This is a genomic window from Ruegeria sp. E5, assembly GCF_056534105.1.
This window is the reverse complement of sequence record NZ_JBQFPA010000002.1, coordinates 649,041-661,847: the sequence shown is the minus strand read 5'-3', so window position 1 is coordinate 661,847 and position 12,807 is coordinate 649,041. Positions and strand designations below refer to the sequence as shown.

Annotated in this window: 8 protein-coding genes and 1 pseudogene; 7 read left to right on the top strand and 2 right to left on the bottom strand. The window is 56.5% G+C overall.

Going from position 1 to position 12,807, the window contains the following annotated elements:
- The first annotated feature begins 235 nt into the window (after positions 1-235).
- The 6 genes from gcvT to ACR0BI_RS11065 all read left to right on the top strand — a co-directional run bounded on the left by gcvT (position 236) and on the right by ACR0BI_RS11065 (position 8,366).
- A complete protein-coding gene (gene gcvT, locus ACR0BI_RS11090) occupies positions 236-1,333 on the top strand; it encodes a glycine cleavage system aminomethyltransferase GcvT (protein ID WP_480439042.1) in 1,098 nt (365 codons plus the stop codon).
- A gap of 17 nt (positions 1,334-1,350) precedes the next feature.
- Positions 1,351-1,716, top strand: coding sequence for a glycine cleavage system protein GcvH (gene gcvH, locus ACR0BI_RS11085; protein WP_170393732.1), 366 nt, complete (start codon positions 1,351-1,353; stop codon positions 1,714-1,716).
- Positions 1,717-1,827: 111 nt separating this feature from the next.
- The gene (gene gcvP, locus ACR0BI_RS11080) at positions 1,828-4,683 is read left to right on the top strand and encodes an aminomethyl-transferring glycine dehydrogenase (RefSeq protein WP_480561996.1); all 2,856 of its coding nucleotides are present in this window, start codon (positions 1,828-1,830) and stop codon (positions 4,681-4,683) included.
- Between the two features lie 96 nt (positions 4,684-4,779).
- Positions 4,780-5,775: a helix-turn-helix domain-containing protein gene (locus tag ACR0BI_RS11075; RefSeq protein ID WP_170637185.1), complete on the top strand. Its 996-nt coding sequence runs from the start codon at positions 4,780-4,782 to the stop codon at positions 5,773-5,775.
- A 317-nt stretch (positions 5,776-6,092) separates the two neighbouring features.
- Entirely contained in the window at positions 6,093-7,109 is a 1,017-nt protein-coding gene (locus ACR0BI_RS11070) for a GlxA family transcriptional regulator (RefSeq protein ID WP_170394570.1), read from the top strand.
- 108 nt (positions 7,110-7,217) lie between these two features.
- Positions 7,218-8,366, top strand: a complete 1,149-nt coding sequence (locus ACR0BI_RS11065) for an amidohydrolase (RefSeq protein ID WP_480561998.1) — start codon at positions 7,218-7,220, stop codon at positions 8,364-8,366.
- Positions 8,367-8,455: 89 nt separating this feature from the next.
- On the opposite strand, the gene ACR0BI_RS11060 is transcribed toward ACR0BI_RS11065, so the two are convergent.
- Positions 8,456-10,435, bottom strand: coding sequence for a bifunctional 2',3'-cyclic-nucleotide 2'-phosphodiesterase/3'-nucleotidase (locus ACR0BI_RS11060; protein WP_480562000.1), 1,980 nt, complete (start codon positions 10,433-10,435; stop codon positions 8,456-8,458).
- A gap of 144 nt (positions 10,436-10,579) precedes the next feature.
- Positions 10,580-10,790: pseudogene (locus ACR0BI_RS11055) on the bottom strand (hypothetical protein); the annotation flags it as partial.
- Between the two features lie 358 nt (positions 10,791-11,148).
- Between ACR0BI_RS11055 and ACR0BI_RS11050 the strand changes: the two are divergent.
- Complete coding sequence (locus ACR0BI_RS11050; protein ID WP_480503043.1) at positions 11,149-12,480, top strand: nucleotide sugar dehydrogenase; 1,332 nt, start codon at positions 11,149-11,151, stop codon at positions 12,478-12,480.
- Positions 12,481-12,807: the final 327 nt, after the last annotated feature.

The window sequence follows — 12,807 nt, the reverse complement described above, 5'->3', positions numbered from 1 at the left end:
ATGTCCACCAGCTATGGGCGGGTGCTCGGCACAGTTTTACTGACTCCGAACAAGGAGTGTTGCCTAACGGAAAAAAGTTTCCTATAGGAACATTATTGATGCATGCACCCGTATACTGTTCTGCCGTGATCGAGGCGATCTGCTGAAATCCTGGGCTGAATCGTTGCAATCTGTGCAGCTTGGGTCAGACTGACAGGAACGTTTCTGGGTAACTGATACAAAGCAGGTGGCCACCATGACTTCATCCTTAAAACGCACTCCCTTGCACGCTTTGCATGTTGAGTTGGGAGGTAAGTTGGTTGATTTTGCGGGTTGGGAGATGCCTGTTCAGTATCCTTTGGGGATTATGGGGGAGCATAAGCAGTGTCGTGAGAAGGCGGCGGTGTTTGATGTGAGCCATATGGGTCAGGTGATTTTGCGGGGCGAGAATGTGGGTGAGAAGCTGGAAGCGCTTTGCCCGCAGGCCTATGCGACGCTGAAGGAAGGCAAGGCGCGGTACGGGTTCTTTACGAACGCAGAAGGCGGGATCATGGATGACCTGATCGTGTCGAATGCGGGCGATCATTACTTTGTGGTGGTGAACGCGGCGCTGCGGCATCAGGACATTCCGCATATGCGTGAGCACCTTGAAGGCGTTGAAGTGATCGAGATTTTCGACCGCGCGCTGGTGGCGGTTCAGGGCCCTGCGGCGGAAAACGTTGTGGGCGAACTGTGCCCCGCCGCGCGTGATCTAAAGTTCATGGAAACCACGGTTGCCGATATCAACGGTGTTGAGTGCCGTATCTCGCGGCTGGGCTATACCGGCGAGGATGGCTACGAGATCTCGATCCCCGAGGACAAGGCGATCGAGATCACCAAGGCGTTTCTGGCGCATGAGGATTGCGAGCCGGCCGGTCTGGGCGCGCGCGACAGCCTGCGGCTGGAGGCAGGTCTGTGCCTTTATGGCAATGACATCGACCAGAGCACCTCGCCGGTCGAGGCCTCGCTGGGCTGGGCGATGCAAAAGCGCCGCAAGGAAGAGGGCGGTTTCCCGGGCGCGGCCCGCGTGCAAAAGGAACTGGCCGAAGGTCCCGCGCGCAAGCTGGTGGGCATCAAGCCCGAAGGCCGTGCGCCTGCGCGTCAGGGTGTGGAAGTGCGGTGCCTTGAGGGCAACAGCATCGGTCAGATCACCTCGGGCGTGTTTGGCCCCACGGTGGGTGGACCGGTGGCGATGGGCTATGTGAGCAAAGGCCATGGCGAGCCGGGCGAGAAGGTGAACCTGATCATCCGGGGCAAGCCGCAACCGGCTGAGATCGTGGCGCTGCCCTTCGTCAAACAGAATTACAAGCGTTGAAGTCAGGAGAGAGAGACATGGCAACCTATTATTCCGAAGAGCATGAATGGCTGAGCGTTGACGGCGACACCGCCACGCTGGGCATCACCAAACACGCCGCCGAGCAATTGGGTGACGTGGTGTTCGTGGAACAGCAGGAAGCAGGCGACGAGTTCGAAAAAGGCGGCGAGATCGGCGTGATTGAATCCGTCAAGGCGGCGTCCGAGCTTTACGCACCGGTCGACGGCGAGATCACCGAGGTGAACGAGGCACTGGCCGACAATCCCGGCGCGCTGAACGAAGACCCCGAAGGCGAGGCCTGGATCTACAAGATCAAGATCGCGGACGCCTCGCAGCTCGAAGACCTGATGGACGAGGCCGGCTACAAGGCCTTCATCGGTTAACTCAGGCGGCGGGTCCGTGCGCGGCCCCGCCCCTTCATCTGTTTCCAAATACTTCCGCCGGAGGCTCCTGCCGTCTCCGCCGGGCCTGACCTATCCTTGAGGAGCGCACACATGGCCTTCAAACTGACCGATTACGAAGCCTATGACTTCGCCAACCGCCGCCATATCGGGCCCAGCCCGACCGAGATGCGCGACATGCTCAAGGTGATCGGCTTCAAGACGCTGGACGAGCTGATCGACGCCACCGTCCCGCCCGCGATCCGGCAGAAAGAGCCGCTGGACTGGGGCCCGGCGATGACGGAACGCGATGCGCTCTTTCACATGAAAGAAGTGGCGAGCAAGAACAAGGTTCTGACCTCGCTGATCGGCCAGGGCTATTACGGCACCACGACGCCTGCGCCGATCCTGCGCAACATTCTGGAGAACCCGGCTTGGTACACGGCCTATACCCCCTATCAGCCCGAGATCAGCCAGGGCCGACTTGAGGCGCTCTTGAACTTCCAGACCATGGTCAGCGATCTGACCGGGCTGGACGTGGCCAACGCATCCTTGCTGGACGAAGCCACGGCGGCAGCCGAAGCGATGGCGATGGCCAAGCGCGGCGGCCGGTCCAAGGCCAACAATGCAGCCTTCTTTGTCGACAAGAACTGCCACCCGCAGACCATCGCGGTGATTAAAACGCGCGCCGAGCCTCTGGGCATCGAGGTGCAGGTGGCTGATCCGGACACGCTGGATGCGGGCGCGGTCTTTGGCGCCATCTTCCAGTACCCCGGCACCCATGGCCATGTGCGCGACTTCACCGCCGAGATTGCGGCCCTGCATGAACACAAGGCGATTGCCATCGTCGCCGCCGATATCCTGTCGCTGGCGCTGCTGAAGTCGCCCGGTGAGATGGGCGCGGATATCGCCATCGGCTCGACCCAGCGCTTTGGTGTGCCGATGGGCTATGGTGGCCCGCACGCCGCGTATATGGCGACCACCGACAAGCTGAAGCGCTCGATGCCGGGCCGGATCATCGGTGTCAGCATCGACAGCCGGGGCAACAAGGCTTACCGCCTGGCGCTGCAGACCCGCGAACAGCACATCCGGCGTGAGAAAGCCAACTCGAACGTCTGCACCGCGCAGGCGCTGCTGGCGGTGATTGCCTCGATGTATGCCGTGTATCACGGCCCCGACGGCATCAAGGCCATCGCGCAATCGGTGCACCGCAAGACCTCGCGTATGGCCGCCGGTCTGGAAGAGGCAGGCTTTGCTGTGGAGCCGGAAGTGTTCTTCGACACGATCACGGTTGAGGTTGGCCATCTGCAGAAAACGGTCATGGAGGCCGCTGTGGCCCGGGGCGTCAACCTGCGTAAGGTCGGCGACACGAAAGTGGGCATCAGCCTGGACGAACAGACCCGGCCCGAGACCATCGAGGCGGTCTGGGGGGCCTTCGGCATCGACCGCAAGGATGACAGCTCGAACGTGGCCTATCGCCTGCCGGATTACGCGCTGCGCGAAAGCGAGTACCTGACCCACCCGATCTTCCACAAGAACCGGGCCGAGGCCGAGATCACGCGCTACATGCGCCGTCTGGCCGACCGCGACCTGGCGCTGGACCGGGCGATGATCCCGCTGGGCTCGTGCACCATGAAGCTGAACGCCACGATCGAGATGATCCCGGTCACCTGGCCCGAGTTCGGCAACCTGCACCCGTTCTGCCCCGAAGATCAGGCGCAGGGCTATCATGAGATGATCGATGATCTGAACGACAAGTTGTGCCAGATCACCGGCTATGACGCGATCAGCCAGCAGCCCAACTCGGGCGCGCAGGGTGAATACGCAGGCCTCTTGACCATCCGCAACTATCACTTCGCCCGGGGCGAAGGGCAGCGCAATGTCTGCCTGATCCCGACCTCGGCGCATGGGACCAACCCGGCCTCGGCGCAGATGGTCGGCTGGCAGGTTGTGCCTGTGCAGGCGGATGAGAAGGGCAACATTGATCTGAATGACTTCCGCGCCAAGGCCGAAAAGCACTCCGATCATCTGGCCGCCTGCATGATCACCTACCCCTCGACCCATGGCGTGTTCGAGACCACCGTGCAGGAGGTCTGCCAGATCACCCATGATCACGGCGGTCAGGTCTATATCGACGGCGCCAACATGAACGCCATGGTGGGTCTGTCGCGTCCCGGAGACATCGGCGGTGACGTCAGCCACCTGAACCTGCACAAGACCTTCTGCATCCCCCATGGCGGCGGCGGCCCCGGCATGGGTCCGATCGGCGTCAAAGCGCATCTGACCGAGCACCTGCCCGGCCACCCGGAATACGGCACTGCCGTGGGTCCGGTCTCGGCGGCGCCCTTTGGGTCGCCCTCGATCTTGCCGGTTAGCTGGGCCTATGTGCTGCTGATGGGCGGCGCGGGTCTGACGCAGGCGACCAAGGTGGCGATCCTGAACGCCAACTACATCGCGGCGCGGCTCAAGGATGCCTACCCGATCCTCTACACCTCGGAAACGGGTCGCGTGGCGCATGAATGCATCCTCGACACCCGCCCGCTGGACGAGGCGGCCCATGTCAGCGTCGATGACATTGCCAAACGTCTGGTGGACAGCGGCTTCCACGCGCCCACCATGTCCTGGCCGGTGGCCGGCACCCTGATGGTCGAGCCCACGGAATCGGAACCCATGGATGAGCTGGACCGCTTCTGCGACGCCATGCTGTCCATCCGCTCCGAGGCACAGGACATCATCGACGGCAAGATCGACGCGGAAAACAACCCGCTGAAAAACGCCCCCCACACGGTGCGCGATCTGGTCGGCGACTGGGACCGTCCCTACACCCGTGAACAGGCCTGCTTCCCCCCAGGCTCCATGGGCGTCGACAAATACTGGTCCCCCGTCAACCGCGTCGACAACGCATACGGAGACCGAAACCTAATCTGCACATGCCCGCCAATGTCAGAATACATGGACGCAGCTGAATAAACCTCAATCAATAAACCCCCGCCAACTGGCGGGGGTTTCAATCCAAGTTCGGGAACGATTGCTCGCGGCCGAAGCGCTAAAGAAGGTGGAGGAGAAATGAAGCATTATGTCCCTGCAAATGACCATGCGCATTTGACCGAAACCACGTTGGCACGACCCAAACGAGACCATCAGATCGAGATCATTCTTTGCGAGGGCGGAGCGGAAGCATCGGCAGATATGCTGGTTGATTTCTATCGTGCCCTGAATGAACTGAACGAAGGCCATACATACATTACAAATATCCGCACCATTGCCGACGGTGCTGCGGGCGGACCCTTGCACTGGGCCGGGCGAACCGCGATTTTCTGGGGGGATATCTACAAAAGCTGGCCTCTGACACCGTCGGACAAAACCTGGATCGCCCAAGTATTGAACCTGTCCTACCGATCAATTCTCGTTGGCGGTGCAGTGTTTCTTCTCGCCCAGACTAGTCGCGCAACCAAGCGGATTGCATCGGTTCACCCCAACTTTTCTGCCGCAGCGCAAGAGGTTGGACTGATCGACGTCGGTTCGGGTACATACTGGTCCTCAGATAGCCGCACCCATAGCGCATCAACCAGATTGGGCACGTTGCGTTTGTTGTCCGATTTTGTTGCCTTTGATCACGGCGAGCATCTTGCCGAGTCAGTACGCAGCTATATCGGGTTGGCCGACAGGCAAACTACATGCGCAAGCCAACTGGCAGCTCGATTGATCAGACGTTCAAAAGCCGACCCAATGGTGCGACAGGTTGTTGAAAAGATGCAGAACAATCTGGAGGATCCGGTTAGGATACCGGAACTTGCGATGGCGCTTGGTACATCAACGCGCCAGTTACAGCGGCGGTTTCTGGACAGAACGGGTGTAAAACTGCTGACAACGTATCGGGAACTTCGCCTAGAACGGGCCTATGGCCTGCTTCAATTTACCGAGATGACCTATCTTGAAGTGGCGACTGCTACGGGCTTTTCTTCCACAAGTGCATTGGTGCGTGCGTTCCGGGATCACTATGATGCATCGCCCGAAAGTGTACGAAATCGGCGATTTGCAGGCAAAACTCAGGCTGTTTAGCTTGATCGTGTGAATCGACAGCGCAGTCGAATGCGGTTGATACCACACTGGGCCTGACCTTTTGGCATTCACCATTCATGAGGTTGACGACAGATACGATTGTTAGTCCAGTTAACAATGCTTTGCCACCGGTTCAATTAATGACCCGGCCACATCCTCAATTGCCGTCTTACAGACAAGCTCGCAGCTACTCGCTGGCCAATTGTTGTCGTAGGACCACTCGCTTGTGATCTGCGAAGTTGATACGCTGGTGTTTCGATCGATACGATATTGTACGGGCCGGTTATCCATCCAGGTCCGCACTGGGAAAAGAGAGCATGAAACCTAGGAATTTCGTTCCGAAAGGGGCCGCGACGTTCGACATCGATTATGACGGATCATCCAACGAGATCTATTTTCTGTTGCTGCCGAAACTCACCATGCTTGCCTTTAGTGCAGCGGTTGAACCGCTGAGGATCGCCAATCAGGTCACCAACAAAGAGCTCTACAAGTGGTTTCTGATCTCTGAGGATGGGAACCCTGTTCGATGCTCCAATGGAGTCGAAATAGCAGCTGACTTGGCTCTGCATAATTTACCGCGATCATCCAGATTGTTTGTGTGTTCAGGGATCGAACCATCGGAAAGCATTAATTCAACGATCCTTTCGTGGATCAGCCGTCAGAAAGCGTTTGGCTGCAAGCTTGGTGGAATTTGTACCGGCGCATTTACGCTGGCCAAGGCAGGTATGCTGACCGGCAAGAGGTTCACACTGCATTGGGAAAACCAACCCGCCTTTGTTGAACACTTCGAACACCTGACACCATCGGCGAACCTGTATGAGATTGACAATGATCTGATGACCTGCGGTGGAGGTAACGCGGCAACCGATATGGTACTGGACATGATTGAAACCGACTTCGGAAAGGATCTGGCCATCATCGTCTCGGACATGTGCATCCACTCACGATCCAACAATCAAAAAACGCTCCAGAAATCCGCGTTTTCTGTCGCGTTGGGCAGTCGGAACCAATACCTGATCAACGCCATCCAGATCATGCATGAGAATCTGGAAGAGCCTCTGGATATCTCTGAGATCGCCAAGATCGTTCAGATTTCTCGCCGACAGTTGGAGCGGCTGTTTCAAAAGTATGTCGAGGTTTCCCCGGTACAATTCTACATCGAGTTGCGTGTGGCGCGCGCTTACGCGTTGCTAAGCGAAACAGAAATGACCGTTGCTGAAATTGCGGCCGCCACGGGTTTTGGCAGCGCGACCCAACTGACAGTTCGGTTCAAGAAACGATACGGCGCAGCGCCGACCTCATTCAGGCGAGGCTGGTCGGGACAGAACGATTGAGAGATGCCGGGCCGGTGGACCCGTCTGCCATCGTACTCTACCAATCAGGGCTAGAGTCTGAGTTCGCCCCGCTCGGATAGCACCTGTAATCTGGGAACATTAACCGCCATGGAATTGAACCAAACCGAACTGCGCCAACTTAGGCGGTCGTTCCACAGACACCCCGAATTGGGCTTCAATGAAACGAAAACCAAAGCCAAAGTTGCGGCGCTGCTGCGTCAATACGGGCTTGAAGTTCATGAAGGCGTGGGCGTAGTGGGTATCCTCAGGGCCGGTCAAGGCAACCGCGCGATCGGATTACGCGCAGATATGGACGCGCTACCCATTCAGGAAGCCAGCGATCATGATTACGTGTCGCAAAATCCCGGCATTATGCACGCCTGTGGCCATGATGGTCACATGACGATGCTGTTGGGCGCAGCAAAGACTTTGTCCTCGGATCCCGGTTTCAGCGGCACGGTGGTGTTCCTGTTTCAACCGAATGAAGAGCTTGGACTGGGGGCTAAAGCAATGCTGGACGAGAATGTCTTGACGCGATTTCCAATCGAAGAAGTCTACGCCATACATAACCTGCCTGGGGCACCCGTCGGGCAGATGTCGACCCGAACCGGTTTAATATGCACATCAGAAAGCCTTTTCGAAATTACGATCAATGGACAAGGCGGCCATGCATCCATGCCGCAGTCTGGACGTGATGCGCTAACCGTTGGGTCAGAAATCGTTCTGGCGCTTCAGACAATTGTCGCGCGCAAGCTGGCCCCGGGCGCCGGGGCGGTTGTGTCAGTGACCGAGTTTCTGACCGACGGGCAGCGCAACGTTCTACCTGGAACTGCAACGCTAAAGGGTGATGCGCGGGCTCGCAGCCCTGAAGATCGAAATATGATTGAAGAACACATGCGCAAGATTGCGCATGGCATCGCATCCGCGCATGGCGTCGAAGTCCAAGTGGATTTCAAAACTGAGTTCATCGAAACGATCAACGCACCGATCCCGACCGAAGCTGCCATCCGCGTCGCGCAGCAATCCGGGCTGGACACACTTCCCAATCGTCAACCGATGAGCTTTTCAGAGGATTTCGCGCATTTCTGCGAAGCCGTACCCGGCTGCTTTATTCTACTGGGCAACGGTGAAACTGGCCCGAATGGGCAACCGCTGCATTCGAATGACTACGACTTCAACGATGCGTTACTGCCGATCGGCGCGGAATTCTGGGCAAATCTCGTGCGCGATAGGCTTCCGCTTCAAGACGAAGACTGAACGGGGCCCAGCAACATAGCACCTTCGAACGGCCGTCAGATGAATGATCTAAGACGGCCGCTCACACTGTAATTTGGACCTTACCCTTGCTAGAGCCTGATGCGGAATGCCGCAAACCCATCAGCGCCTTCACCGGCATCCTCGATGGTGACGCCTTTGACTTCGCCCATGTAGTCGCGCGCCTTTGGACCAGTTTCAAACAACACGGTGGTGTCAGAAAGCGGCGCAAACGACCAGTTTGCATCGGCCTTGGGATCGATTGTTCCTTGCTCGACGATATACCGCACGATCACGTCGCGGTTGGTGTCAGGGGCTTCGAACACGACGGTATCACCCATTGCGCCCGGGAAAGAACCGCCGCCCGAAGCACGATAGTTGTTGGTGGCAATGATGAACTCCATGTCATCCGTGACCGTCTCACCGTTGAAGGCCAAATCTACGATACGGGCTGCATCCGGGTTGATCTCTTCCCCCTTGGGTCCAAAGCGCGACGGTTGCGATAAGTCGATCTGGTAGGTCACACCGTCCATCACGTCGAAATTGTAGGAAGGGAAGTCCGGGTTTAGCAAAATCGCATCCTCGGATCCCGCCTCGATCTGGTTGAACATACCCGCCGAGCGTTCCAACCAACCCCGAACCTGAGCACCGTTCACGCGTACCGCGCGCACGGTATTGGGATACAGGTAAAGATCAGCTACGTTTTTGATCGCAACATCGCCCACCGGAACATCTGTGTAATAGTCCGGGCCGCCGCGACCCCCGGCCTTGAACGGCGCTGCAGCCGATAGAATGGGCAGACCTTCATGTTCGGTGCCCTTCATCATCTCTTCGACGTACCATTTCTGCGCGATCGAGACGATTTGCACCGATGGGTCATCCGCAACTAACGCGAAGTAGCTGTGCAGCGGAGCCGAAGTCTTGCCGACCGCGCGGCGTACATAAGCCAGTGTTTCGTCGTGATCTTTCGCGACCGAGTCCAGCACCTTCTGATCGTCGCCAACAAGTGCTGTGATCGAACGGTCTTCGTTTCGCTTTGAAATCGGGCGCGCCTCGGACGTTGTCGTCACAACCCGCCATTCGTTTCCGTCGCGCTCAAGCAGCATGTCCAGCAGGCCAAGATGTGACCCCCAAAATCCGCCCATCACCGCCGGTTTGCCCATCAAGGTCCCCTTGTCGACATCAATGCCGGGACGATCAGCAAAGGTAGCGGACGGGAATACGAGGTGATTGTGCCCGGTCACCAGCGCGTCGATGCCATCGACCCCTGCCAAAACGACTGAAGCATTTTCCATTCCATCAGCGTGATCCGCATCCCCAATGCCGGAATGCGACAAGGCGATGATCAGGTCGCACCCTTGTTCTTGCATCTCGGGTACGTAAGCCTGCGCCGTTTCGACTATGTCACGCGCCTGCACGTTGCCTTCCAGATGCTTGCGATCCCAGTTCATGATCTGCGGTGGCGTGAAACCGATGACACCAATCTTGATCGGATGCTTGCTGCCATCCCCCATTTCAACCTCACGCTCAAGGATGGCATAGGGCTTTACCAGAGTCGTATCATCGCGGGGGGACGCCCCAGTCTCTTTTGCAACATTGGCCAGAACAACAGGGAATTCTGCACCAGCAAGCGCCTTTTCAAGGAAATCTAGACCATAGTTGAACTCGTGATTGCCCAAAGTGGCAGCGTCATAACCAACAGTATTGAAGGCAGTGATGATCGGATGGCTGTCGCCTTCTTTCATGCCACGCTCATAGGCGATGTAATCGCCCATCGGATTGCCTTGCAGAAAATCTCCATTATCGACGAGCAGCGAATTTGTCGCCTCGGAACGAATCTCATTGATGATCGAAGCGGTCCGCGACAGTCCGACAGTATCGCGCGGTTTGTCCGCATAGTAATCGTATGGGAACACGTGAACATGGATGTCAGTGGTTTCCATGATCCTCAGATGCGCCTGATTGTTGGCCGCCGCCGCCGAAAAGGGATGCAAGGTGATGGCAGCTGCGCTGGCGGTCGTAGTGGCAAGAAACTGACGGCGCGAAATCAAACTACGATTGGAATAGGACATAAGGCACCTCTCAGGTTTGTGGATCGACGCGTGTTCTGGATGCTTTTCACAACAAGGGTATGACAGTGAAGATCTTTGCATCAAACATGTCGAACTTGGGGGTAGGATCCTAAAAGCCTATTGTATTGAATTGCACAGTCCAAGTCACTTTACGCACCAAAGGCGATTGCAGCGAACTGCCCCCATCGTCAGGCCTTCCAACCGATGGATGGCGGTTTCCGCGAGAGCGATGGCTGAGTGACAGACAGCGGTCAAAGCGCGTCGCAACGCGCATTAGACCCTTGAGCCTATCGGATATGATCTCGATGCGGTTTTGCCGTCTGTACCGACGCTTGTCATATTTGACCGGGGTCTTGCACGGACCATAATCGGCAGGAGCGGCACGTCAGTGCATATCATTGTGAATGAAAAAGACTATTTCTCTCAGTACACACCTATCGTCGAACCGGGGCTTTCTAGGCGACTTCGGGATGAAGGGTCTAGGCGTGCTATCTGCGCGTCAGCCAGCCGATGAACTCAATCATGATTTCAGTTCAATTTTCCAATCGGGAAAAAAGTGAAAGCTGCAAGTCAATGGCTTCCGAACTTGACGAAGTTACAATGGCCAAAACTGTTTGCAAAGCAAATACCCATTGCCTTTTCCACCAAAGCAACTAGTAGAGACGCGACTTCGTATTCGGGCCCCCTCTGACTTTCCTGCGCAGACTTAGATAATGAGCGATTTTGTCATGACACAGACATCACTGGACAACCTGCTACACAAACTTAATGCGAAGCAGGCTGTGATCGGGATTGTTGGACTGGGATATGTCGGACAGCCCCTGGCCCTCAGATATACCGAAATTGGATACCGGGTCATTGGCTTCGACCTGGATGCCACAAAGGTGCAGGACTTAAACTCCGGTCACAGTTCGATTGAGCATATCGACGATGCCCGCATCACAGCGGCACGGGAAAATGGGTTCGAGGCTACCACGGATTTTTCGCGTATCGCTGAGGCGGATGGCATTATGCTTTGCGTGCCAACGCCACTCAACAAATATCGCGAGCCAGATCTGAGCTTTGTCACCGATACGTGTGACCAAATATCAGATCATTTGCGTCCGGGTCAGGTTATTGCGCTGGAAAGCACGACTTATCCAGGCACAACCAAAGAAGAAGTTTTGCCTCGGCTTGAGAAAAATGGACTTGAGGTTGGTGAGGATCTTTTTGCTGTCTACTCACCCGAACGCGAAGACCCCGCCAACCCTGATTTTACGACTAATACAATCCCAAAAGTGGTCGGCGGACATACAGAGGCTTGCCTGAGGGCGGGCATCGCGCTTTATGAGCACGCGATTGATAAGCTCGTACCGGTAAGCTCGACCGAGACTGCCGAGATGACAAAGCTTCTGGAAAATATCCACCGGGCGGTAAACATTGGCCTCGTGAACGAGATGAAAATCGTTGCTGACCGCATGGGGATCGATATTTTTGAGGTTATCGACGCGGCCGCGACCAAACCCTTCGGGTTTACGCCTTACTATCCGGGTCCGGGACTTGGAGGGCACTGCATCCCTATCGATCCATTTTACCTGACCTGGAAAGCACGTGAATACGGCATCAACACACGCTTCATCGAATTGGCCGGTGAAGTGAACACGGCGATGCCGGAATATGTGTTTGGCAAACTCGCCAATGCGCTGAATGATCGCAGCAAAGCGATTCGTGGCAGTAAAATCATGGTTTTGGGCATCGCGTACAAAAAAAATGTCGACGACATGCGAGAGAGCCCTTCTGTCACCTTGATGGAGCTGATCCGAGACAATGGAGGAGATCTCAGCTACTCGGACCCCCATGTGCCCGAATTTCCCACGATGCGGGAACACTTCTTTGAATTGTCATCTGAAACCCTTACCCCTGAGGTTCTGTCGGAGCAGGATGCAGTTATTCTGGCGACCAATCACGATGCCTTTGATTATGAGTTGATCAAAAATCACGCGAAGCTCCTCATCGACACCCGCGGTAAATACCGTACCTCTGAGCAAAATATTGTTCGTGCTTAAATGAAACTGCGACCGGCTTTGCCGAGCAGGGCCGGAACACCTGGCGGATGGTACTTAGGAACGGCTGTCGCTCGTATGACCGCTTACGCGGGACCAAAACTCTGAATGGTTTGACGGTGTCCTAAGCGCTGGATGAATGCGCTTAGAATTGGACCCGCAAGGCAAAAATGTCGGCACTTTCCTGCCATTCCAATCAATTCATCGGTACGAACACCGCCTAAACAATTGGCGGCGCATGAAACGCGCGTTGTTCCGGTGCAGGTAGGCAGATATAGTTGCGGGAAATGTCAGGCCGCCTTCGGGTACAGGAAGATTGGCTGTTGACGA